The organism is Brachyspira suanatina (genome assembly GCF_001049755.1).
GTDB lineage: Bacteria > Spirochaetota > Brachyspiria > Brachyspirales > Brachyspiraceae > Brachyspira > Brachyspira suanatina.
Window position 1 is genome coordinate 108,780 of record NZ_CVLB01000003.1, and the last position, 25,475, is coordinate 134,254.

Consider the following 25,475-nt stretch of genomic DNA (forward strand, 5'->3'; position numbering starts at 1 on the left):
ATATTTTCATTGTTATACTAAAAATTCTCATAAACAATTCTTACATTATTTATGAGAATATAAAGACTCCATTTATATAATTATGTTAAGGATTATACAACAATACAAATAAATAAGCAACTAAAACAATATAAATAAAATTAATATCTAATTTTTTTAACATTTTCCATAAAAAATATAAAAGAAAAAATACTTGTTAAAATTTCGGCTGTTGGAAAAGAAAGCCATACTCCTGTCATATTAAAAAGCGATGATAAAATAAATATTGATGGCATAATAAATATAAAGCCTCTTAATATTGATATTATAAATGAAGGTTTAGCTTTATCCATAGCTGAAAAATATACGCAAGTTATAATATTATAGCCTACAAATATAAAGGCAGTGAAATATATGCGAAGTCCATTAACTGATATTGTTTGAAGCTCTTCTATATTATCTCTATTGAAAAGCGAAGTTATTTCATTTGCAAACACATAAGTAATTATATAAATAAAAATAGAAATACTAGATGATAAAATCAAAGCATATTTATATATTTTATTAATATTTTCTGTGTTATTATAATTCATACTTATAATAGGCTGCACACCCTGCCCCATTCCTGTAAATATTGCTATGATTACTAATGCGATATTAGCGGTTATACCATAAGCTGCAACTCCTACATTACCGGCAATATTTAATATTATTATATTAAAAACTACCATTACAAAACCTGATGATAATTCTGTTATAAGAAAAGATATTCCAAGAGAAGATATTTCAAAAAACTTCTTAAAACTAATATTAGGCTTAACAATAAAAAATGTATTTTTCTTTTTTATGAATAATGTTGATAATATTAGTATACTCACTATTGGAGAGAAAACTGTTGCAAGCACAGCTCCGAATATTCCCATATTCAAAGGAAATATAAATATATAATCAAAAACTATATTAAATAAACTTCCCATAAGCATAGCAATCATAGCAAGCCTTGGATGATTATCATTTCTAACGAATCCCAAAAGTACATTATTAAGCATAAACATAGGCGAAAATAAAAGTATCATCTTAATATAAATATTTGTCATACTATGTATATTATCTTTAGCACCTAGAATATAGGCTATATATGATGTAAAGAAAATAGTTACAACTATAAACAAAATAGATATTATTAATATATAAATTAAAGAGTTAGTAAATATAATATTAGCTTCATTATTTTTACTTTGAGTTTTTAATATTGCGTATTTAGTAGCAGATCCCATACCGAGCATTAAACCAAGTCCATTAACAAAATTAAAAATTGGTATAGCTATATTTAAAGCGGTAAGTCCGTCAGCCCCTATTCCTCTTGCCACAAAGAAAGTATCAGCGAGTATATAGCATGATAATCCTATCATACCAAGTACGTTTAATGATACATATTTGATAAACATATTCAACACATTCATAAAAAATACCCCATAATAAAAAAACGTTTGCGTTCATACTTTCTAAGGCCTACGGTATGAATACAAACGTTTTAAAAAAATTTATCCGGCGACAAATTTTATTATTTTCATAGATATTGATATTTCTAATTATATACAAAAAATATTATAAGTCAAATATAATGCTTTACTCATATACCCCGCCCTTTTATATTTTTTACTTATTTTTAAAATCAATAATTTAACTTTTCTTTTTATTTTACTTATAAAAGCATTCCCACCCAAATATTGATTAAATTTATAACTTCTTTAACGCACGGTTAGAAAGCTTTAATTATAAAATTATTTGAAATTATAATTTTATCAATATTCATAGTTTTACTCACCGTGCGGTGTGAAAATAATAAATTTATTCTAATCTAGGGTGGGTTTTGTAAACTCTAATTTGATAATAAAAAATTGAAAGTTTATATTTGAAAATCACTATTCTAAATATAGAGGGCGGGGAATTAAAAAAGATTCTATACTATATATTATATGAAGAATGTATAGATATATATTCCTGAGTTAAATCAGTGAAATAATAATAATCTTCGTATTTTGTATTATATCCTAAATCTATATTTATATAATTTTCCTTTCTTTCTGTGTCAACATTATATTTATTTATAATTCCATTTTTATAAATCTCTACGTCATTTACGAATAGAGATACATTATTTATATTGATATTACAATTACCTAAAACAGATAATATTTTTTCGAAATTAGGATCCTTAGAAAGAAATAAAATTTTTACTAGATTAGAAGTTGCTATTTTCTTTGCTATTTCAAAAGCATCATTTTGTGTTTTTGCTCTTTTTACAGAAACTATTATAGTTTTTGTTATACCTTCACCATCAAGTATTATCATTTTGGCAAGATATGCACATATTTCATCTAATGTATATTTTAAATCTTTAAATAATTTTTTATTTTTTTCTGTAAGGATTTTATTATTTAAAGCTCCATTTGCCATAATAAGAGCCATATCATTTGTAGAAGTTTCTCCGTCTACAGATATTCTATTTAAAGTTTTATCTATTGATTCTCTGAACGCTTTATCTAAAGCTTCTTTTTCTATATTAAGATCTGTGAATATAAAAAGAAGCACAGTTGCCATATTAGGGTGTATAATAGAACTTCCCTTGGCAACAGCATAAAAATTAGCAATTTTTCCGGCAGATACTTCTAATTGTGTAGTATATATTTTATCAAATTTATCTCTGGTCTGAATTGCTTTAGAAATATTATCAAAACTATTATTGAAATATTTATTTGATATACCAATAGCTTTTTTAATTTTTTCTGTTTCAAGCGGTACACCAACAATTCCTGTAGAAGCCATTAATATATTATCTTTCTTTATATCAAAAGTTTCAGAAGCATATTTCACAACATCTAAAACATCATCATAGCCTTTTTTACCAGTTAAAGCATTGGCTATTTTACTATTAACTATTAATAGCTCTATATCATTTTTATCGTTTTTTTTAGAAAATATAATAGGAGCAGCCTGGAAATTATTTTGAGTATATACAGCAGATACAACGCTTGGAGGATCGCTTTTTATTATTGCTAAATCATAATCATTATTTTTAAGCCCTGACTTCATTGCAGCAGAAGAAAATCCCAGAGGCATATCATACATTAAATAAATCCTCCTCTTCCGGATCAGCATCATCCTCTATTCTTTTTACTTTCCTATTCTCATAATTTATTCTTTTTCGTACAAAAAATCTAGTATTCTTACCATTTTGTCTTTCTTGTATAATTCCAAAAGTTCCAGAACCAAGATAAACTATTTTATCTTCTTCTTCCATATCAGAAATGTTATTCTCTTTGATTTCATTTAATATACATTCAAAATGAGCTAATTCTCCGCTGGCATTATGCCTTATAGCTTCTTCTACTATATAAATTGGCTCATTACATATAGGACATATAGGTCTTTCAACGTCTTCTTTCATACGTTTTTTAAGATAATTTTTTTCATGTTCCTCTATGCTTTTCTCTTGATATTTATATTGATTATTATATTTTTTCTTATAAAAGTTATTTTTATTCTTCTTATTATTGTAGAATTTTTTATTATTTTCTTTATTGTTATTAAATTTTTTGAATTTCTTCTCTGACATCCATAAACCTTTTTATATAAAGCAACACTGATAAAAGTATTGCTTTATATATATAAAAAACAATTAATTATTCATCAAAATCATCATCATAATCATCTTCATCATCGTAATCATCATCATAGTCGTCATCATCATCATCAAAATCGTCATCGAAATCATCATCGAAGTCATCGTCAAAATCATCTATATCGTCATCATAGTCATCGTCGTCGTCATAGTCATCATCATAATCATCTTCATCATCATAATCGTCATCAAAATCATCATCATCATCGTCGAAGTCGTCATCGTCGAAGTCGTCATCATCATCGAAATCGCCTTCATCGTCATAATCATCTTCATCATCATAGTCATCATCATAATCATCGTAATCATCTTCATAATCATCATCATCTAATTTTGCAAAATAGCCATTATTTAATATATTGAGTTCGTCTAAAAAATAGATAGATCCTAATTCTTCCATCATTTGCTCCATAATTCATAATTTTAAAGCTATAATAATACATAAGTTTTTTTTGTCAAGTATAAATATATTTAATTTTTAAAAATTATTTAATATAGGAAATTGATAGTATTTTGATAATTTCATACTAATTAAATTGATATAAACACTTGAATAAATCAATTATATTTGATTTATTTAATAATAAAGTATATTTCTTATAAAAATATACTAATATATAAAACTATTTTTGTTTTAAATGAATATATTCTATAATTAATTACATACTTATTAAACTATATTATTATATTTTAATAAAAGTTTGTTTTATAGTATGCTATCTTATAAAAAGTTAACTAGAAACCTGCATAAAAACTAAAGTTCTAAAGGCTCACTATTTTGATTTAATTATATATAATTAATTACAATTACTTATCTTGCAATACTCCTATTACAGATAATTCTATTCCTTTTATCATACAATCAAAATAATTCTCTAAAAAATCTATGACAGCTAAAGCTCCATAGGCTCATTATTTTTTACTAATAAAAAACCCGCAGCAACTAAAGTTACTACGGGCTCACTATTTTGATTTAATTATATATAATTAATTACAATTACTTATCTTGCAATACTGCGATACCTGGAAGTTCTATTCCTTCTAGGAACTCTAAAGAAGCTCCGCCGCCTGTAGATACGTGAGTCATCTTATCAGCAACACCAGATTTATTAACAGCAGATACACTGTCGCCGCCGCCTATTATACTTACAGCACCAGAGTTAGCAATAAATTTAGCTACTTCAAAAGTACCTTTAGCAAAATTAGCCATTTCAAATACACCTAATGGTCCATTCCAAACAACTGTTTTAGCATTTTTAAGTATGTCTTCAAGTTCTTTCAAAGTTTTAGGTCCAACGTCCATACCCATCCAACCAGCAGGTATAGCATTAGAATCTACTGTCTTAATATTAGCATCATTATCAAATTTATCAGCTATAACATTATCAACAGGTAAATATAAAGTTTTGTTTAATTCTTTAGCTTTATCCATAATTTCTTTAGCAGTAGCTATATAATCATCTTCGCATAAAGAAGTACCTATTTCAAATCCTTTAGCTTTGAAGAAAGTATAAGCCATACCGCCTACAACAATTAAAGTATCTACTTTGTTAAGTAAGTTTTTAAGTACAGAAATTTTTGAAGAAACTTTAGCTCCTCCAATTATAGCTACAAAAGGACGCTCAGGATTAGCAACAGCATCACCTAAGTATTTAATTTCTTTTTCCATTAAGAAACCAGCTACAGCAGGCATACCAGCTTTAGCAGATACTATACCAGCAGTAGAAGCATGTGCTCTGTGAGCAGTACCGAAAGCATCATTAACATAAACATCAGCTAAATCAGCTAATTGTTTAGAAAATGCTGCATCATTTTTCTCCTCTTCAGCATGATATCTCAAGTTTTCAAGAAGTAATACATCTCCGGCTTTTAATTCAGCAGCCTGTTTTTTTACTTCTTCACCTATACAATCATTAGCAAAAGAAACTTTATTATTAGGAAGTTTAGTTTTTAAATAATCAAATACAGGTTTTAAAGAGTATTTAGGATTTGCTTCGCCTTTTGGTCTTCCTAAATGGCTCATAAGTATTAAGCAAGCACCTTGAGAAAGTATATATTCAATAGTAGGCATAGCAGCATCTACTCTTGTAGTGTCTGTAATTTTTGAACTTGTTTCTTTATCAAGAGGTACATTGAAGTCAACTCTCATTATGACTTTTTTACCTTTAATATCTATATCTTTTACTGATTTTTTCATTATGAACTCCTTATTATTGCTATGCTCGCCTCCGCCTATAATTAGCAAATAAATAAATTTATTTGCTTGTATGTGCCTCTATGGGCGGCTTTGGCTCGCTTTTTTATTATTGCTATTATTAATAAAAATTTAAAGGGTGCTATAATGAAATATAACACCCTTTTATTATAGCTTAACAATTATAATTATTACTAATATTATTTTTTGTTATACATATATAATAATAAATCAATTACTCTGTTAGAATAACCCCATTCATTATCATACCAAGAAACAATTTTGAAGAATCTTTTTTCATCTTTCAAGTTGTTTTGAGTAGTAGCTAGAGAGTCATATATAGAGCTTCTAGAGTCATGTATAAAGTCGCTAGATACTAATTCTTCATTACAATAACCTAAAACATCTTTTAAGTAAGTTTCAGAAGCTTTTTTCATTAATACATCGATTTCTTTGATAGAAGTTTCTTTTTCACTTCTGAAAGTTAAGTCTACAACAGATACGTCAGGAGTAGCAACTCTGAAACTCATACCTGTTAATTTACCTTTAGTAGCAGGTAAAACTTCACCAACTGCTTTAGCAGCACCAGTAGTAGAAGGGATAGTGTTTATAGCACCAGCACGTCCGCCTCTCCAGTCTTTTTTAGAAGGACCGTCTACTATTTTTTGAGTAGCTGTATAAGAGTGTATAGTAGTCATAAGACCTGTTTCTATACCGATACCTTCTTTAAGAAGTACATGTACTATAGGAGCTAAACAGTTAGTAGTACAAGAAGCATTAGATACTACATGATGATTAGCAGGATCATATTCTTCATGGTTTACACCATATACAAAAGTTCTTAAATCACCTTTACCAGGAGCTGAAATGATTACTTTTTTAGCGCCTGCAGCTATATGACCTTCAGCTTTTTCTTTTTCTGTGAAAAGACCTGTAGATTCAATTACATACTCAACACCTAAAGCTTTCCAAGGAAGATCTTTTAAATCTTTAGTAGCGCCTATACATTTAATTTTGTTGCCATTAACTACTAATACATCTTCGCCTTCTGTTGTTATGTCAGCTTTCATTTTACCATGAACAGAGTCATATTTTAATTGATAAGCAAAATACTCAGCATCAGTACTAACATCTACTACACCAACTACATCAATTTCTTTACCTAATAAACCGCGTTCTACCAATGCCTGAAAAACTAGACGTCCGATACGTCCAAAACCATTTATTGCTACTTTTACAGCCATAAATATACTCCTAAATTAAAATAATATCCTATACGCGAACATATAAAATTCACCTATTATGCTATCATAAATAAACGATTAAGTCAAGATTTTTTTGTTTAATTTAACTATTAAATATAAGAAGTTATTACTCTATTTTTTATTCAAAATTATTTTACAATAACAGCAATTAATAATATATAATCAAATAAAAAAATATCATTCTATTGAAAAAAAAAGCAAATTCATATAAAATAAACATAATATTTTAAAAATTACTTTAATAATTAGGATTAATAAATATGGAATATGAAGCAGTCATAGGATTAGAAGTGCATGTTCAGCTTAATACTAAAACTAAAGCATTCTGTTCATGCCCAAACACTTTCGGTGCTCCTGCAAACACTCTTACTTGTCCAAGATGTCAGGCTCACCCTGGTACTTTACCTATAGTTAATAAAGAAATGGTGCATAAAACTATAAAAGCAGGACTTGCTACTAACTGCACTATTCAAAAGAAAAGCAGATTTGCTAGAAAACATTATTTCTACCCAGATTTGCCTTCTTACTATCAGATTACTCAAATGGACGAGCCTATTTGTACAGAAGGTCATCTTGATATTACTGTACTTAATGATGATGGTTCTTCTTATAATAAAAGCATAAGAATAAACAGAATACATATGGAAGAAGATGCTGGTAAACTTGTGCATGATGATACAGGAAGACCTTTAAGTTATGTAGACTTAAACCGTGCAGGTTGCTGTTTGATTGAATGCGTAAGCGAGCCGGATATTTCTACTGGTGAAGAAGCTTATCAATATTTAACAGAACTTAAAAAAATCTTCAAATATATTGATGTTTCTGATTGTAATATGGAAGAAGGTTCTTTAAGATGCGATGCTAACGTTTCTATACGTCCTAAAGGAAGTACAGAACTTGGTACTAAAACTGAAGTAAAAAACATGAACAGTTTTAGAAATGTAAGACTTGCTATTGACTATGAGATCAAAAGACAAATTAAAGCTTTAAATAATGGTGAGAAAATCTTACAAGAAACTAGACTTTATGATGCTAAAGAAAACACTACTAAAGGTATGCGTTCAAAAGAGGGGGCAGCAGATTACAGATATTTCCCAGATCCAGATATACCTCTTTTAGTTCTTAAAGATGAAGAGATTGAGCAGGCTAAAAAAGAGCTTCCAGAACTTCCTCAGCAAAAACGTGAAAGACTTAAAAAAGATTATGACTTACCAGATCAGGATATAGTTGTACTTACAGAAGATGCGGCATTAGCTGATTATTATGAAGCAGCAGTAAAAGCTTATCCTAAACAGCCTAAGAAAATAAGCAACTGGATAATGGTTGAAGTTAATGCTTACTTAAACAAAAAACTTCAAACTATAAAAGATTTCAAACCTAAAGCAGAGCATATAGGTGAGATTTTCAAACTTATAGATGAAGGCGTTATAAGTGGTAAGATAGCTAAAGAGATTTTTGAAGATATGTGCGAAACAGGAGAGGCTCCTTCTGCTATAGTTGAGAAAAAAGGTATTAAACAAGTTAGCGATACTGGAGAACTTGAAACTATAATAAGAAAAGTTTTAGAAGAAAATCCTAAATCAGTAGCAGACTTCAAAGCGGGTAAAGAAAAATCATTCGGCTTCTTAGTAGGTCAGACAATGAAAGCTACTAAAGGTCAGGGCAACCCTAAACTTGTTAATGAAGTTTTAAGAAAAATTTTAAGCGAATAATTATAATATAATAAGTACATATTATAAAAAGAGTTTCATATTAATTTATGGAACTCTTTTTTATTTTGATATATAATAAAAATATAATAGTGTAAGAGTTATTTATGTCTGATGAAAATGCTATAAAATTATTAGATGAATCCCCTGCTGAAGAATTGAATGATTCATTACCTCATGGGAAAACATATAATAGTATTTTAAATATCATTAATAATAATAAAAATGTATCAAGAAATGTAATATTATTAAGCGGAGTGAGAGGAACAGGAAAAACTACTATAATACAAAAACTTATAAAATAAAATGAAAAAAATAAAGTATTTATAGCAATAAATGCCTGGAATGCTCCTGAAGATGTTTAAAAAAATAATTTTTAAGATGTTTATATAGAGTAATAAGCAATAATGGTAATAAAAAATTGCAAAAGGAAATAGATCATAATATAAAAGCTATAAATACAATAAAAAAAGAAACTACTGCAAATATCAGCCGTTTTACAATAATAATTTATTCTTTTATATTTATACTAATTCCTATTTTAACATCTGATAAAATAAAATCTATTGATATAAATAAGATTATAACTTTTTTTATATAACATTTTTCAATAACCTTACCAATAACAATTGTTTTGTTTATTATATCTACTCTATTTTTGTCTATTTTTCCATCAAAATTAACAAAAATATTATTTCCTTTTTTATATGGTTCTTCAGATAATTATTCTGAGTATGAAGAAGGAAAAGATTTAACTCCTTATCAATTTAAACTATTTGTAGAAAAATTTTATAGTCTATATTCAAACTTCTTTGACAAAGATATTATTATTGTGATAGACAATATGGATAGACTTTCAAAAGATGAGGAAGAAAAATTTATTTCATCATTATATACTTTTATAGAATGTATGCAGAAAAAGGACTGTAATATTAATACTTGGTTTATATTAGCTGTTGATAAAAAAAGTATAGGTAAAAATAATAGTAGTGTAGATACTTCATTTTATGATAAATTAAGTCCTTATGAAGTAAGCATACCAGAGATGAATAATGATATGGTTAATAATTTCTTTTTAAAATTATTGAGTAATGAATTAGAATATTATGATGATATAAAAAGAGTAAGAGGCATTGATAATATTATATTATTATTAAATTTTTCTAAGAATAATATACTGGATAGTTCGCAATATATCACATCATATTATTACACACCTAGATTAATAAAAAAATTCGTTAATCAAATTAAAATAAATTATTATAGTTATATAAATTTAACTGAAGATAAGCAAATATTAACTAAGTATTCTTTTTTTGTTGCATCATTATTTGTTTCATCTGTACAAATATTTAATAATGAAGATATGCTATTAAAATTAATAAGCAATAGAGAAAAGTTTAAAAGAATTGTAAATAGTATTAACAGATATGGTACTTGATAAAGCAATAAAAATAAATAATAATGATATTGATTATAATTTTACAGTAAATATATTTAAATTTTTTGTTTTTTCTAATAATAAAAATAAATATATTAATAGATTAAGAGAGTTATTAAAATATTGCATTGAATATGTATGTAAAGATCAGTATAAGAATATAGATAATAAAAAAGTAATTTTTGAATATGTACGCTTTATTGATAAAATATATATAAAAAAATTTAATTACAATGATGTTTTTAAATTAACCAATTTTGATATTTTTGATAATATATTAAAAGATTATCATTTTTTGATAGATGACGGATATATTGATTTGTATTTAAATAACATTATCTTATATAAAAAATCATATTTTTACATTGATAATTTAGATTTATTAATGATTATAGCATTATTTAAATATGCAGCTAATATAAAAAATGTATTAGATGAACTTAATAAAAATGCTATAAGTAATGACAATAATATGAGTGATGATAAAACTATAATGGATAAAAATTGGAATTTATTTTTTATATGCTTTTATTTTACTGGAAAATTGGATATAACAGAAATAAATAATTTAATTAAAATTGGTATTAATAGACCTTATTACTATATATCATATTTAATAGCATTAGATAGCCATTTAAAAGGACAAAATATAGATGATGATATTTTTGATAAAATTAACAATTGAAATTCTAATGTAGATGATGAACCAGATTTATATGAACAGCCAAAATCAGTTGGAAAATATCATAATATGAATACTATAATAATTATTCTTAATAGATTTAAGGATAATAAATACAGCAAAACAATAAAAGAAATAATTTTTTATATATTTTATAACTTCAATAAAAATATAAAAAGTGAAGAGATAATTAATTATGATAATTTCATCTATATTCTAAATAAAATTATAAAAGAAAAATATGGAGAAAATGACGAATTTTATAAAGCTTTATATGATGAATTAAAAAAATATTTGAATATATAAATATGAAAAATTATTATGTAAAAATATATCAAATTTGAAAATCCGCTTATAATTTACTATATTTAAAATATATATTAATTATAAGGACTATTAATGACTATAGAAAAATTATCAAAAATGATTGAAGTATCAAGCGGAAAGGTTTTGGCTGATTTAGTTATAAGAAACTGTAAGGTAGTAGACCCAATATCAGCAACTATTACGGATGCCGATATTGCCATTGTTGATGATTATATTGTAGGGGTGGGTTCTTATAATGGAAAAGAAGTTATTGACGCTAAAGGCTCTTATGCTACAAGCGGACTTATAGATTCACATGTTCATATAGAATCATCTTTATGTACTCCGGTTAATTTTGCTGAAGTGGTTATTCCTTTCGGTACTACTTTAATTGTAACAGACCCTCATGAAATTGCTAATGTATGCGGTATTGACGGTATTAAATTTATGATAGAGTCTGCCAAAAAAAGCCCTCTTAAATGTAAGTTTATGCTTTCTTCATGCGTGCCTGCTGTAAGTTTTGAAGATTCTGGAGCCGTACTTGATTCTAATATAATAGAAGAGTTTATAAATGATGATGATATATTTGGGCTTGCTGAGATGATGAATGCTCCGGGTGTATTATCTTGTGATAAAGATGTGCTTAAAAAATTACTTGCAGCAATCAATGCTGATAAAATTATAGACGGGCATGGTGTTATGCTTGGAGGTAAAACTGTAAATGCTTATAGAGCTGCCGGAGTTTATACTGATCATGAATGCGTATCTGCAAAAGATTTGAAGTCTAGAATATCTAATGGAATGTATGTGCTTTTAAGGCAAGGTTCTGCAGCACAAAATTTAGCTTCACTATTACAGGGAGTTAATCAAAGCAATGCAAGAAGATGTGCAATGTGTACCGATGATAAGCATTTGGATCATATTATAGAAAACGGGCATATATCTCATAATTTAAAAATAGCAGTTGAGCATGGACTTGATGTATTTAATGCTATTGCTATGGCTACTATTAATGCTGCCGAATGTTACAGACTTAAAAATATTGGTTTAGTTGCTTCAGGATACAAGGCTGATATTGTTTTATTTAATGATTTAAAAGATTTCAAAGCTAATAAAGTTTTTATAGACGGAAAATTAGCTGCAGAAAATGGAAAAGCTTTATTTAAAGTAGAAAAAGATAATTATAATGATAATATATTCAGCACAATAAATATTGCACCTATTACAGTTGATGATATACAGATAAAATTAAAATCCGATGAAGCTAATGTTATAAGGATAGTTAATAAAGATCTAGTTACAGAGAAAAGTGTAAGGATAGTAGGTTTTGAGAACGGATATTTTAAATACAGAAAGAGTGTTGATATATTGAAATTGGTTGTTGTAGAAAGACATAAAGCTACTGGAAAAATAGGCTTAGGATTAATAGAAAATTATAAATTAAAAAATGGTGCTATTGCCACAAGTGTTTCTCATGACTCTCATAATATAATAGCTGTAGGCGACAATGATGAAGATATAATACTTGCAATAAAAGAAATAGAAAAATGTTCAGGCGGAATAACTGTTGTAAAAAATGGAAAAGTTCTTGATAGATTACAATTAAAAATAGCAGGCATTATGTCTGATGATTCTCCTTATGACATAGTAAAGAAAATATATTCTATGCATGAGCTTGCCTACAATGAACTTAATGTTAACAGAGAAATAGACCCTTTCATGACTTTATCATTTATGGCTTTGCCTGTTATACCTGAAATTAAACTTACAACAAATGGGCTTTTCGATGTGAAAGAGTTTAATTTTATAGATGTAAGTGCATAATTTAATTATTATGTTTCAATTACCGCACGGTTAATAAAATTCTATTATTAATTAATCTATATTTTAAATTTTGTTAAGCGTGCGTTATGTGAATTCTAAATTAAAAAACACTTGGATGTATGATGTAAATTCTAATTAAGCAGTAAAGAAATAAAAAATAAAATTGAAGTTATAAAACTTAGATTGCAGATAATTTTGTTAATAATAGTTATTTATTTTTTATTAAAATATTATTGGTATAATAAAAGTTTTTTATACTTGAGAAAATTATATTAAAAAAGTTATAATAATAAAATTATATTAAATGGCAGAGAAATAATATACTCTGCCATTTATTAAATTTTCGTTTAACTTTTTTTATTATATAACTATAAAATAAGAAAATAATGAAATAATTACTGCATATTCTTCCAAATGTTATTAAGTTTATCCTGCATAATAAGTGAAGATATATTAACTAAGTATATTAATCCAGATGGAATAATATATATAAATGAAGTAATTAATTCTTCATTTGAAGTATATGTATCATAAGTGATAGCAAACAATAATGCTCTAAATATAATTCCACCCCACCACATTAAAGCAATAATTATATCTATTACTACTAAAGCTACTGTTTTATCTTCTGAATAATTCATTCCTGCTTTTGCTGGAATTTCTTTATAAACTATTTTTCCATATTTATAATACCAAAATTTAAAATAAAGCCCGCATGTTATTATACCAAGCAGTATTTCAATTGTAGGATTTAAATCTTCTCTTTCACTGCATATCTTTATTTCAACTGATGTTTGATAAATCCAATAAATATAGTATATTCCGCAAGTTACTATATTTAATAAAAGCATTATTGGTATTGGTCTTGTTGTTCCTTTTTTCATGTTAAACTCCTATTATTTACTGTCATAAACTCGCTTTTAAATAGCTAGTAAGTAAAGTCATCAGATGCTCGTTTATGACATTAGTATTTATAGTCATAAACTAAATTTTAAATAACTAAAAACTTTAATTAATTATTATATATAAAAATTTTTACTCAAAAAGATTTGACAATCCTAAAGCACTTACATTGTCTTTAGAGTTTTCTGCTATACTCTTTAATTTAGTAATTGCCTCTTCAGTATTTGATGAACCCATTATATCATTAATAGCTTCCTCTATATTTCCATACTTATTTAATAATAATTCAACCATAGAATTAGAAGCTATAAAATAATTATAATTCTGATTTCTTCTAGCACCCTCAATAGTAATATAATGTCCGCCTCCGGCACATGCACAATTTTCTAATGCATTGCCTTTCATATGATCTCTGCTTATTTGAAATACCTTATTTCTATTAACTGCATAAACTTTACTATCGCCTGCATTAAATACAAATACTCCTGCAAACTTATGATATAAAACTCCGGCAATAGAAGCTCCAGCCATAGCTTTTTCTTTATCATCAGCAGAATCTCTTGCTGCAACAACTTCAAGTTTTATAAAGTTATGCATTATCCAATTCATTATTTCCTGCTCTCCTACAAGCTCAAGCAAATCAAGGAAATTTTCATTATAAACATCTATAGCAAGTTTTGAAGCAAAAATATCTCCAAGCCCATCAGCAATCATTGAAACTGCTGTTCCTTCAATATTATCTATAAAATGACTATAATTATTTTGTTCATTAATAAGAATAGGATTTCCTGATACAGATTCGCTATTAAAAAGAATAGTATCTGTATTTATTTTTGTATCTGTGCCTTTATTTGTAAAAGCAAATATGTTCATATTTAATCCTTTATTATTTCTATTATTTATATTATTAATAATAAAACATTATGAAATTTAATCAAGCAATAATTTTTATGCATGAACATATATTTTATATAAATTTTAATAATATCTTTACAAATTCAGAATAGACTTAATGCTTTTAAAAATCTAATTAAATATAAAATAAATAAAATGTATATATGTTATATTAAAAAACTTATTTACATACCCACCCTTTTATATTTTTTACTTTCATTAAAAATTATAATCTCATTTATTTTTATAAATTAAATAAAAAAGCATGCCCAAAAGATTTCATTAGAATTTATATTTTTACATGATTATAGAATATAATTTTATCAATTAATACAATAATGAATATTTTACTTAATATATTCAATTATTTATCGAAAATTAATGGTTTATTAAAAAATACATATAAAATAATTGAAATAAAAATTATTTTATGTTATTATGTATAGTAATTTATTTTATAAATTTTACTAAATTTATGGAGGATTTAAGTAAGATGAAAGTAGCAAAATTTGGTGGCTCTTCTGTAGCAAATGCAAGTCAAATAAAAAAAGTTGTGGACATAGTACTATCAGACAAAGATAGAAGAATAGTAGTAGTATCTGCTCCTGGAAAAAGACTCAAAGAAGACACCAAAGTAACCGATTTGCTTATCACTCTTGCTGAAACTATCATTGCCGGTAAAGACGGAAAATTAGAATTAAAAATCATTATAGAAAGATTTAAAAATATAATAGATGAACTTTCTCTTTCGCATGAACTTTTGAAAGAGATTCAAAACGATATATTAAAGAGAATAGCTGAAGATAAATCGCTTCCTACAAAATTTGTAGACGGAGTAAAAGCATTAGGAGAGGATTTAAGTGCTAAGGTAATAGCTGCATATATTAATTCTATAGGAGTTAAAGCTAAATATGTTAATCCTAAAGATGCTGGACTTTTACTTTCCGAAGAATTCGGAAATGCCACTGTATTAGAAAAATCTTATTCTAATCTATCTAAATTAAAAGATGAATCTGCCTTGGTAATATTTCCAGGATTTTTTGGATATACTGAAAAAGGCGATGTAGTAACTTTCCCTAGAGGAGGAAGCGATATCACAGGTGCTATTTTAGCAAAAGCAGTTAATGCTGAAGTTTATGAAAACTTTACTGATGTAGACGGAGTATTTGCTGCAGCTCCAAATATAGTAGATAATCCTAAATTGATAGACGAGTTTACATATAGAGAAATGAGAGAATTAAGTTACGGCGGATTTAATGTTCTTCATGCTGAAGCCTTACAGCCGGTTTATGAAGCTAATATACCTGTTCATATACTTAATACCAATAACCCTTCTGCTAAAGGTACTAGAATAGTTGCAAGCAGAAATAAAAATGTTAATCCTGTAGTTGGTGTTTCCGGAGAAGATGATTTCTCTTGTCTTTATGTAAGTAAATATTTGATGAACAGAGAAGTTGGATTCGGCAGAAAGCTTTTAGAGATAATAGAAAATGAAAATATACCTTATCAGCATGCTCCTTCAGGAATAGACAATATTTCTGTAATAGTTAGAAATTCTGCTATTACTCCTGAAAAAGAAAAACGTATATATGAAAGGGTAAGAGATGAGCTTCATGTAGATAATATTTACTTTGAGCATGGACTTGCTTTGATAATGCTCGTAGGTGAAGGAATGCAGCAATGTGTAGGTGTTTCTGCAAGAGCTATGCATGCTATGGAGAAATGCAATATCAATATAGAAATGCTTAACCAAGGTATAAGCGAAGTAAGTATTATGATAGGCGTAAAAGATGATGATTTAAATAAAGCTATAAAGAGTATATATAAAACATTCTTTGAAGAGCAAAATTTATAATTACATTTTTTATGTAAGTTCAAATTTATTTAATAACTCTAAAATAATTTATAAAATATTTTTTATAATATATTGTATATTTTTAAAAATCAATATACAATATATACCTATAAAAATATATGATGGAGATTAAAAATGAAAAAAGGCACTGTTAGAAGCGTTCCTATGCTAGTAGTTTTAAGTATAGTTACATGCGGTATTTATTATCTTTATTGGATTTATAAAACTACAGATGAAATTAAAAATTTTATGGAAAGAGAAGATATAAATCCTGCTTTGGAGCTTATACTAGTTGTAGTAACTTGTAACATATATAGTTTATACTGGTATTACAAATATGGTAAAATTGTTTATTTAGAAATGACTGCAAAAGCAGGTTTGGATAATAGCGAGGATAGTACAAGTCTATTAGTAATATTAGGATTATTAGTTTATGTTGCAGCAGGTGCTATAATGCAGGATAAATTAAATTCTATATGGAATAATATAGATGATTCTGGAAATACTACAGCTAATATAGAAAATAATTAATTAGAAAATTAATTCAATATATCATTAAAGGCTTGCTTTTTTAAGCAAGCCTTTATTTTTATAAACTGTTTTTCATTATTTTTCCGATACTAATTACAAATATTATAATTTTATAAGGAGCTGTAATAATGAGAAAATATTTTATACTGATTATATTTCTATTCAATATATTTATTTTAAATGCCAGAGAATACAGCACTTTAAACGAAGTATTAAAAACTCCTGTAAGTTATAATATATACAAAGGTAATAATACAGAAAAATCATTCAATGCTGTAAGATATATAAAAAATAATTATTCAAAAGAAACATTCAAAGCAAAGAATATATATTCAACATCAAAAATAGATGTGTATTTAGAAAATGGCTTAGAAATCAATGAAAGAGAATTAGAAAATATTATATTAGAAACATCTAAAATATATGAGATGGAAGAATATCTATATGGAAAATTAAAAGGTAAATTAACTCTTTTAATAATGGATATTAATGGAGGACATACAGGCGACAAGCCTTATATGCAAGGATATTCCATATTAGATGGACTTAATGAAATAAAAAATGATACTCAAAATATAATATTTTTGGATTATATAAATGGCTGGGAAAATCCTGAGTCTGTTGTAAATACTATAGCCCATGAACTTCATCATGTTATACATTATAGTCAGTTACAAAATAAAAACAGCAATGCATTTGATGTATGGGTTGATGAAGCATTATCAGAAGCGGCAGTAATATCATATAGAGGAAAAGTACCTTCAAACAGGCTTAATTACTATAATACTGATTCAATGTATTTAATAACTAAAGGTGATTATTTTATCAATTGGAATCAAGGATACACTGTTCATAAATATGCAACTGTTTCATTATTCATGTATTGGTTAGGACTTCATTCTAAAAATGGTTTTGAAATTTATAAAGATATAGCAAATGCCCCTGAAGAATATAGAGGCACTTATAAAGCTATACTATATGCAGCCAACAAAAACATAAAACAGTTTCAGGATTGGAGCGAGCTTTATGCTACTTGGCTTGAAGCTAATTATAAAAATGATAAAAGCGGACTTTATGGTTATAAAGGCTATATAGAAACAAAGCCAAAAATTATAACTACCCAATATAATTGTCCTATGGCTCCGGGTTCTGCTATTTATGTTAAGGGTGATTTTATGTCTGATGATACTCTATTAAGATATGTAGAACTTGGCGATGATATTTATATTGTTTATAATCCTGATGTTAATACTAAAGGTAAGGACAGATATTTGATAGTTAATTCATCATTTTATTAATAAAAGCAATCTTCAGCACTTTAGCTATTTTATAACTCCTAAAAAATGAGTATATGGGAAAAGCTAATGCATATCTATGGCTTAGGTATGCATTAGCTTTTGCTTATCGGTTTAAATAAAATTTCTTTAGTATTTATTGGTATAGATATAGTTTCCCATTGCTCTGTTGTCATAAATAAAACTTTTTTCATAAATGACTTTTTATATGTAGAGTCTTTTTTATTATGGGTAAATTTTTTTCTAAACGCTCATTTAATTTGTTTTGAATCGCATATTTCTTATTTTAAATGGAAAATGAAATATTATAAAATAATAAACATCTATATTATTATTAATATACCCTGAGCTGTATTCTTTAAGAAATGGGCCTCTTCCTTTTTGTATTAATTCATAAATAATTGAATCTTTATTTAAAGGTTCTTCTATTTTTAATATCTTTATTTCATTTTCTAATTGATTTTTATCTTCAATTTGTAAATTTTTTAATTCTATAAATATTATTTTATCATTTTCTTTTATCATTAAATCAACATTACTCATACAGTGTGAATATTGATTTCTTTTTTCTTTGCCATTGCTATTTAGCTCTTCAATATCTATAATTTCAAAATCATCACTATAATGTATTTTAAAATTATCTTTTTCAATAATACTCATATATATGTATCCGATTATTTAATCATTTCTTCAATATATTCATTATTCTGTTTTATTATTTTTTCATTTATAGGATTATTTTCTAAATCCAATAAAATTTCTTTGCTTTCTATTTTCACTCCGCTACTAAAATCATCTTCATCAAAATAAAAAGAATGATACATAATAGAATCTTTATCAGTTCTTTGTAATTCTATATCATCAAGTATAAAGCTATTATGAGTAGCTATAAATTTTGAAATCCTAATTTTGATAAACTTAAAAGTATATTAACAAGTAAATCAGTAAGACTAGGATTTAAATTTGATTCAGGCTCATCTAAAAGAAGTATAGTATTTTTATCAATTTCACCATTCACAATTAAAATATATATAAGAGCTAATTTTTTATGACCTTCAGCTACTATGTCAAAAGAAACTTCACCTATATTTTTATAGTCTATAAAGAAATTATTATTTTTATAAATAGTTTTTCCGCCTATAGCATTTTCTATTTTTTTAGCTATTTCAAGTAAATCATTATCTAATTCTCTTAACTTGGGAAGTTCTGTTTTTTTTATAGTATTATAGTATACTGCTTCAAAATTTATATCTCTTTTATCATAAAGTGCTGCAAATCCATTTGAAGAAGTGAGTATATCTTTGCATGGTATAAATGTAGATTTTTTATTTAAATACTTTTTTGAATTTTCATTTAAATGATATATTATATTGTATAGATTATCATAACCAGAACCTTCAAAATCAGTCATAGTACTGTTTAATTTTATATTATTATTAAATTCTATAAAAATATTTGGTTCAGTAAAAGATAAAAATATATTTTTATTTAGCTCTTTATTTTTTTTCGTTCCAATTATTTCTGAAATTTTATATATTTCTTCATTTATATTTTTACAGGAATATTTTGAGAAGATTTTATTTAAATTAAATGATATAGGATATGATTTTTTATATTCTATTTTTAATTTATCGTCATAAAAATTATAGTCTAAACAATTTATAAGTTTTAATAAATGTGTTTTTCCTGTGCCATTTTTACCTATAAAAACACTTAAACCTTTTGAAAAATTTATTTCAGCATTTTTAAAAACGGTAAAATTAGATATTTTAACATTTTCTATTATATTATTTTTTGATGATACTTTTTTATCTGATGTTTTTGTTTTATTCATTATTATGTATCCGCAAATTAATCTTCTGTGAGATCTACTTCTACATTAGATATTTTTTCTAGTATTTCATCATAAGTCATTTTTGCTAAAGAGCTGTCGCTTCCGCAGGCTATATAAAGTGCATCAAATCTCTTCATACTTTTATCAACTAAAACATCAATATCTTTATCTATGCCAAAAGGACATACTCCTCCAAATGTAAAGCCTGTTAATTTGAAAGTATCTTCTGCATTTGCAAAGCTGGTTTTACAATCGAAATATGTACGCATCTTTTTGGAAGATATTTTTTTATCTCCGGAAGCTATAATCATAGCGAAATTCTTTTTTGAAGGTTTTACAAGTATTGATTTAGCAACCTGCCCTCTTTCTATATTAAGAGTTTTAGCTGCATCATCAACGGTTTTTGTAACTCCGGCCTCTTCAAATTCTTTGTATTCTATACCGAGTTCTTTTAAAGCATTAAGTACTTTTTCATTCATACTATATCCAAATCAAACATTAAGCGGTTCATAATTGTTCTTTTTTGCATATTCTATTAAACTCAAAATACGGTCTTTACATCCGCCGCAGCCTGTAGAAGCTTGAGTTTTGGCAACTACATCTTCTAATGTTGTTAATTTATTTTCAGCTATGGTTCTATATGCATCTCTATATGAAACATTTTTACAGTAGCATAGAGTTTTATCATAATTAATTGAAGTTTGATTTTTTAAATACTCTACATCGTATTCCATCTATATGCCTCCCCTTTTATTTATATATTATATAAAATAAATAAAATAAAAATATGTAAAAATAAAATGATGCCAATAGTCATAGTTTTTTAATATAGGAAAATTATATACAATTTTTAAAGTTTTTCAATATTGTTTATCAGTTAAATTTCATAGGTTTTTAATGTAAAAAATTAGATAATACTGTATTTTTCTATTGACAATAACAAAATATGATATAATTTATTATATAAAAAAATATTGGACGATATATGGAAAGTAATTCTGAAAAAAATACAAATTCTGATAATTCTTCAAATTCTATTAAACCTACTTGGTATACAATGTTTTTTTCTTTCTTTTATATAGGTCTTGTTACCATAGGAGGCGGTCTTGCTATGCTTCCTATAATGGAAGAAGAATTCGTTAATAAAAGAAAATTCATAACTAAAGATGAGATCATAGATATATTTGCTCTTGCTCAAAGTATACCTGGCGTTATTGCTGTAAACTCTTCTCTTCTTACAGGGTTTAAAGTAGCCGGTATATTTGGGGGCATAATGGCTGGTATTGGAGTTATGGCCCCTTCATTTATAATAATACTTATTATAGCTCCTATATTTGAAAGGTTTCAAAATACTGAATATGTTAATAAAGCTTTTTTAGGTATTAAAGGGGCAATTGCAGGACTTATACTTTTATCTGCTTTTGGTATGGGAAAACAGGTAATAAAAAATAAATTCACAGCAGCACTTTTTATATTGAGTTTTGTATTAGTTGTGTTTTTACATTTCAATGTTATATACGCTTTGCTTCTTGCGGCATTTATTGGATGGCTTTATTATCTTATTAATAAATACGTTATAAAAAAACAATCTTAATTTGGATTTGATATTATGATATATGCTAGACTTTTTTATGTATTTGCAAAACTAGGATTTTTTACTTATGGAGGAGGATATGCTATAATTGCCCTTCTTCTAGGTATATTAAAAGAATATAATTGGATTACAGATTCAGAATTTTCTAATCTTGTGGCAATATCTCAAATAACACCTGGTCCTATTGCTATTAATGCGGCAACATTTGTAGGATATAAAGTGGCCGGAGTTTTAGGATCAGCAGTTTCAACATTCGGTATATTTATACCTGCATTCATTATTACTATGATAGTATCGAAATTTTTCTATGCCGTTAAAAACAATGAGCAGTTTAATAATATAATGAATGCTTTGAGAGTATGTGCCGTTGCTTTAATAGCTTCTGCTGTTGTAACTTTCACTAAAGATGCTTTTTTTGTAAAACTTACTGAGACTTCTATTTTAAGAAATATTGATTTTATTCAGAGCATTTTTAAATATGTAAGTCCTATAGGAATATTTATATTTGCTTTATCAATATTTTTAAAAATAAAAAAAGTTCCGATTCTTGCTATAATATTAATATCTGCCGTTTTGGGTATAGTTTTGTATTAATAGATTTTGTAAGCTTTTTATATATTTAGTATATACTGAAAATTTTTAAGTTTGTCAATTTTTGGTTGTTCTTTTTACCGCCGCATACGCTCTGCGGACTTCGTCAAAGAACCTTATATCCTCGATAAACTCGGATACGCTTCGCGAAAGTGCAAGTATGAAATTAGTACTAAATCATACTAACTTTGTTTTACATGTAATATTAAGCTCAAATATAGCCTTTCGCCATAGGCGGGCTGTGCCTGCTTCTCACTGTAGGGGGCTTCTCCTGTGTCAATACCACAGGCAACTCCATTCGCGGCAAATCCCAAAATATAAAAACAAAAATTAAATTTATTTTGACAAAATATAGTTATTTAGGTATATCAAATAGTTCATTAAAATATTTTTATTTTAAATGCATTAATCCGCCTCAATAGTAAAGCTAAAAATATAGATTTATTTATAATTCAATTTTTAGCTATATTAAAAATTTAGTTAAACGTGCGTTTAGTAGATTTTAAACTTAATAAAAACTAGGGCGGGCATGCTTTTTCTTGTTTAACTATAAAAATGAATAAAGTTAGAATTTCAAATTTGTACAAAAAGAATAAAGGCTGGGGTATGTGAATAAAGTTTTAAAACTTAATTACATTTGCCAGCCATTTAGATTTATAGTTTTAATTTGCCATTATAATTTTTAATTTTTTTAATAATGTAATTAGAATTTATAGCTGCCCGCCCTAGTTTTATTTAAATTTATAATGCATACACCGCCACTATAGCTAATTCAAAATTATGCTGATTATTTTGAATTATAAATTAGCTAATGAATAAAGCTTCACTCACCGTGCGTTTGAAAGATGATAAAGTTAATCAACTTTTTCTTTAACAATACCGCTTCTGTATGCAGATAAAAGCTCTAGTAAATCATCTATTCTTTTTGAAAGCTGCTTTCCTATATCAGTTTCCCCTACTGTAATTCTCTTTATAAAACGTTCTACTATTATAGATTTAGGACTCAATTTAAATCCGGATTCTACAACTTCAGTAAATGGCCTATGCTCTGCAATAACCATCATATTCGAATTTGATATCAAAGTGTAGCCGCCTATGCCTGTGCTTTTATGATAAGCCTTTGAAAGTCCTCCGTCTATCACTAGAAGAAGTCCTCCTCCTTTAATAGGGCTTTCTCCTTTATGAGTCTTTACAGGTACATGACCATTTATTATATGTGATTTATTTATATCAAGTTCAAATTCTCTTAATATATTCTGACAGTATTCTTTATTATCTATATGATAATAATAAGGGTTGTATTTTTCTTTATGAGTATCTTTATCTTCTATGAAATATCTCTCAAAAGTAGTCATTTTATTTTTACCGAATAAAGGCGATTTAGGGCCGCACCATAAATACCAACAGTAATCTAAAGCATTAAGCTGTTCCTCGCTTCCTACTTCACAGTAGAATGCTTTTCTCACTTTATCTTCTACTTGTTTTAAATATTTCTTTCCTGATAAATATTTACCGTCTATATAAACATCATCAAAACCGCCTTCCTCTTTAGTAGGTATGCATCCATGATAAAGAAGATTTCCATTAAATATTTTGTATATTCCGCCTTTAGCATACATATAATTCATATGCCTTTGAAGTGTAGGACTATTCATAAAAGAGAATGCTAAAGTTTGTATTAATGTATTTTCTCCTTCGCTTAATTCAAAAGGATTATTTTTATCTATTGTAGGAAAATTCTTATCTCTAAGCTCATAAGTTTTTCCTTCTAATGTTATAGTTCCTTTGTCATAATCTATTTTGTCAAGAAGAATTCTGTCGTCCATTCCATAATTAGGATGTCTTTTGATAAGCTGACATTCCAATTTAAATTGTATTATAGATATAGCCTTATGCATTTTAGCAGCTAAATCTTTATCAACTTCATCATAAATATTTTTGTCTAAAGTATTTGGTTTGAATACTTCGCATGGATCATCTTTATAAATATCATTAGCAAATGATGATAAAGATCTTAAATTAATACCATAGCTATATTCTAATAAGTCAAAATTGTTATATCTTACAGCCAAACGAACAGCATTAGCAACGCATATTAAACTTCCTTTAGCAGCACCTAGCCAATGTATATCATGATTACCCCAAGCAATATCAACTTCATTGAAAGTCATTATACTGTCCATAACTTTATCAGGATGAGGCCCTCTGTCATAAATGTCGCCTACTATATGAAGCCTATCAACACTGCATTGACGAATAAGCTGGCATAATGCAATGATAAATTTATCTGCAGTAGATATTTCTATTATAGATTCAATTATGGAGAAGTAGTAATTTTCTTTGTTTTCTTCAGCATCAGTTTGAAGCAGTTCATCCAATATATATGCAAAATTAGCAGGCATTTTTTTTCTTATTTTTGATCTTGTGTATTTGCTAGTTACAAGTTTGCATATTCTTATAAGTCTGTATATAGTTATTTTGCACCAATCAGCAAAATCATTTTCATTTGCTTTTTTATTAATCAAATTTTTAGTATCTACTATTAATATTTGGAGTTCAACTCTATCATGTTCAGGTAAAGTATTTTTAAATAAAAGTTCAATTTTTTCTCTTATTACTCCCGAAGAAGTGCCAAGCAAATATTCAAATCCGTCAGATTCTCCATGTATATCACTAAGGAAATATTCTGTACCTTTAGGTAATTGAGATATAGCCTTTAAATTTATTATTTCTACCGAAGCATCATCTATTGTAGGGTATTTTTTAGATAATAATTCTAAATAATCTTTATCTCTCATAAAATAACTCCAATATAATATTATGTATATAGTTAAATATTATATACAAAAATATTTGCAAATCTATATATAATCTACATATAATAGTAAAAATG

General features: G+C 26.6%; 25 protein-coding genes. 11 read left to right on the top strand and 14 right to left on the bottom strand.

Annotated elements, in window-relative coordinates; translation table 11 throughout:
- Nucleotides 1-140 precede the first annotated feature (140 nt).
- From BRSU_RS12200 to gap, 6 genes are all read right to left on the bottom strand, one after another.
- Nucleotides 141-1,442 carry an MATE family efflux transporter gene (locus BRSU_RS12200; RefSeq protein WP_048595820.1) on the bottom strand — a complete coding sequence of 434 codons (1,302 nt, stop codon included), beginning with the start codon at nucleotides 1,440-1,442 and terminating at the stop codon, nucleotides 141-143.
- Nucleotides 1,443-1,947: 505 nt separating this feature from the next.
- The gene (gene argJ / locus BRSU_RS12205; protein ID WP_048595823.1) at nucleotides 1,948-3,111 is read right to left on the bottom strand and encodes a bifunctional ornithine acetyltransferase/N-acetylglutamate synthase; all 1,164 of its coding nucleotides are present in this window, start codon (nucleotides 3,109-3,111) and stop codon (nucleotides 1,948-1,950) included.
- Nucleotides 3,104-3,598 (bottom strand): hypothetical protein, encoded by a 495-nt coding sequence (locus tag BRSU_RS12210; protein ID WP_048595825.1) that lies wholly within the window; start codon nucleotides 3,596-3,598, stop codon nucleotides 3,104-3,106. Before BRSU_RS12210 ends, argJ begins: the two co-directional genes overlap by 8 nt.
- Before the next feature lie 67 nt (nucleotides 3,599-3,665).
- Nucleotides 3,666-4,064: a DNA primase gene (locus BRSU_RS14680; protein WP_245158103.1), complete on the bottom strand. Its 399-nt coding sequence runs from the start codon at nucleotides 4,062-4,064 to the stop codon at nucleotides 3,666-3,668.
- A 597-nt stretch (nucleotides 4,065-4,661) separates the two neighbouring features.
- The gene (locus tag BRSU_RS12220) at nucleotides 4,662-5,861 is read right to left on the bottom strand and encodes a phosphoglycerate kinase (protein ID WP_048595829.1); all 1,200 of its coding nucleotides are present in this window, start codon (nucleotides 5,859-5,861) and stop codon (nucleotides 4,662-4,664) included.
- Nucleotides 5,862-6,058: 197 nt separating this feature from the next.
- Entirely contained in the window at nucleotides 6,059-7,102 is a 1,044-nt protein-coding gene (gap, locus tag BRSU_RS12225) for a type I glyceraldehyde-3-phosphate dehydrogenase (protein ID WP_048595831.1), read from the bottom strand.
- A 281-nt stretch (nucleotides 7,103-7,383) separates the two neighbouring features.
- On the opposite strand from gap, the gene gatB reads away from it, so the two are divergent.
- From gatB to ade, 6 genes are all read left to right on the top strand, one after another.
- Complete coding sequence (gene gatB, locus BRSU_RS12230; protein ID WP_028328848.1) at nucleotides 7,384-8,835, top strand: Asp-tRNA(Asn)/Glu-tRNA(Gln) amidotransferase subunit GatB; 1,452 nt, start codon at nucleotides 7,384-7,386, stop codon at nucleotides 8,833-8,835.
- A gap of 104 nt (nucleotides 8,836-8,939) precedes the next feature.
- Nucleotides 8,940-9,137 carry a hypothetical protein gene (locus BRSU_RS14895; RefSeq protein ID WP_245158104.1) on the top strand — a complete coding sequence of 66 codons (198 nt, stop codon included), beginning with the start codon at nucleotides 8,940-8,942 and terminating at the stop codon, nucleotides 9,135-9,137.
- Nucleotides 9,138-9,466: 329 nt separating this feature from the next.
- A complete protein-coding gene (locus BRSU_RS14900) occupies nucleotides 9,467-10,273 on the top strand; it encodes a P-loop NTPase fold protein (RefSeq protein ID WP_245158105.1) in 807 nt (268 codons plus the stop codon).
- The gene (locus tag BRSU_RS12240; protein ID WP_048595833.1) at nucleotides 10,263-10,958 is read left to right on the top strand and encodes a hypothetical protein; all 696 of its coding nucleotides are present in this window, start codon (nucleotides 10,263-10,265) and stop codon (nucleotides 10,956-10,958) included. The genes BRSU_RS14900 and BRSU_RS12240 overlap by 11 nt, the downstream gene beginning before the upstream one ends.
- Nucleotides 10,959-11,024: 66 nt before the next feature.
- Nucleotides 11,025-11,261 carry a hypothetical protein gene (locus tag BRSU_RS12245; protein ID WP_048595835.1) on the top strand — a complete coding sequence of 79 codons (237 nt, stop codon included), beginning with the start codon at nucleotides 11,025-11,027 and terminating at the stop codon, nucleotides 11,259-11,261.
- 93 nt (nucleotides 11,262-11,354) lie between these two features.
- A complete protein-coding gene (gene ade / locus BRSU_RS12250; protein ID WP_048595837.1) occupies nucleotides 11,355-13,085 on the top strand; it encodes an adenine deaminase in 1,731 nt (576 codons plus the stop codon).
- Between the two features lie 395 nt (nucleotides 13,086-13,480).
- Here the strand turns inward: ade and BRSU_RS12255 are convergent, their stop codons facing one another.
- Complete coding sequence (locus BRSU_RS12255; RefSeq protein WP_048595838.1) at nucleotides 13,481-13,969, bottom strand: DUF4234 domain-containing protein; 489 nt, start codon at nucleotides 13,967-13,969, stop codon at nucleotides 13,481-13,483.
- A 151-nt stretch (nucleotides 13,970-14,120) separates the two neighbouring features.
- Nucleotides 14,121-14,861 (bottom strand): PP2C family serine/threonine-protein phosphatase, encoded by a 741-nt coding sequence (locus BRSU_RS12260; protein WP_048595840.1) that lies wholly within the window; start codon nucleotides 14,859-14,861, stop codon nucleotides 14,121-14,123.
- A 514-nt stretch (nucleotides 14,862-15,375) separates the two neighbouring features.
- Between BRSU_RS12260 and BRSU_RS12265 the strand changes: the two genes are divergently transcribed.
- From BRSU_RS12265 to BRSU_RS12275, 3 genes are all read left to right on the top strand, one after another.
- A complete protein-coding gene (locus BRSU_RS12265) occupies nucleotides 15,376-16,737 on the top strand; it encodes an aspartate kinase (RefSeq protein WP_048595842.1) in 1,362 nt (453 codons plus the stop codon).
- A 135-nt stretch (nucleotides 16,738-16,872) separates the two neighbouring features.
- Nucleotides 16,873-17,268 (top strand): DUF4234 domain-containing protein, encoded by a 396-nt coding sequence (locus BRSU_RS12270; RefSeq protein ID WP_048595844.1) that lies wholly within the window; start codon nucleotides 16,873-16,875, stop codon nucleotides 17,266-17,268.
- Nucleotides 17,269-17,396: 128 nt separating this feature from the next.
- On the top strand, nucleotides 17,397-18,566 hold the full coding sequence (locus tag BRSU_RS12275; protein ID WP_048595847.1) for a DUF2268 domain-containing putative Zn-dependent protease: 1,170 nt from the start codon (nucleotides 17,397-17,399) through the stop codon (nucleotides 18,564-18,566).
- A gap of 252 nt (nucleotides 18,567-18,818) precedes the next feature.
- Here BRSU_RS12275 and BRSU_RS12280 read toward each other — a convergent pair whose 3' ends face one another.
- The 5 genes from BRSU_RS12280 to BRSU_RS12295 all read right to left on the bottom strand — a co-directional run bounded on the left by BRSU_RS12280 (nucleotide 18,819) and on the right by BRSU_RS12295 (nucleotide 21,131).
- Nucleotides 18,819-19,223, bottom strand: coding sequence for a DNA-binding protein (locus BRSU_RS12280; protein WP_245158106.1), 405 nt, complete (start codon nucleotides 19,221-19,223; stop codon nucleotides 18,819-18,821).
- Nucleotides 19,224-19,237: 14 nt separating this feature from the next.
- Nucleotides 19,238-19,387 carry a hypothetical protein gene (locus BRSU_RS14905; protein ID WP_245158107.1) on the bottom strand — a complete coding sequence of 50 codons (150 nt, stop codon included), beginning with the start codon at nucleotides 19,385-19,387 and terminating at the stop codon, nucleotides 19,238-19,240.
- Between the two features lie 62 nt (nucleotides 19,388-19,449).
- On the bottom strand, nucleotides 19,450-20,397 hold the full coding sequence (locus BRSU_RS12285) for an AAA family ATPase (protein ID WP_245158108.1): 948 nt from the start codon (nucleotides 20,395-20,397) through the stop codon (nucleotides 19,450-19,452).
- 17 nt (nucleotides 20,398-20,414) lie between these two features.
- On the bottom strand, nucleotides 20,415-20,876 hold the full coding sequence (locus BRSU_RS12290; protein ID WP_014489235.1) for a YbaK/EbsC family protein: 462 nt from the start codon (nucleotides 20,874-20,876) through the stop codon (nucleotides 20,415-20,417).
- A 12-nt stretch (nucleotides 20,877-20,888) separates the two neighbouring features.
- Nucleotides 20,889-21,131: a (2Fe-2S)-binding protein gene (locus BRSU_RS12295; protein ID WP_048595849.1), complete on the bottom strand. Its 243-nt coding sequence runs from the start codon at nucleotides 21,129-21,131 to the stop codon at nucleotides 20,889-20,891.
- A gap of 251 nt (nucleotides 21,132-21,382) precedes the next feature.
- Between BRSU_RS12295 and BRSU_RS12300 the strand changes: the two genes are divergently transcribed.
- A complete protein-coding gene (locus tag BRSU_RS12300; RefSeq protein WP_048595851.1) occupies nucleotides 21,383-21,991 on the top strand; it encodes a chromate transporter in 609 nt (202 codons plus the stop codon).
- A 15-nt stretch (nucleotides 21,992-22,006) separates the two neighbouring features.
- Nucleotides 22,007-22,585, top strand: coding sequence for a chromate transporter (locus BRSU_RS12305; protein ID WP_048595853.1), 579 nt, complete (start codon nucleotides 22,007-22,009; stop codon nucleotides 22,583-22,585).
- Between the two features lie 851 nt (nucleotides 22,586-23,436).
- Here the strand turns inward: BRSU_RS12305 and BRSU_RS12310 are convergent.
- Nucleotides 23,437-25,380, bottom strand: coding sequence for a fructose-bisphosphatase class III (locus tag BRSU_RS12310; protein WP_048595856.1), 1,944 nt, complete (start codon nucleotides 25,378-25,380; stop codon nucleotides 23,437-23,439).
- Nucleotides 25,381-25,475 lie beyond the last annotated feature (95 nt).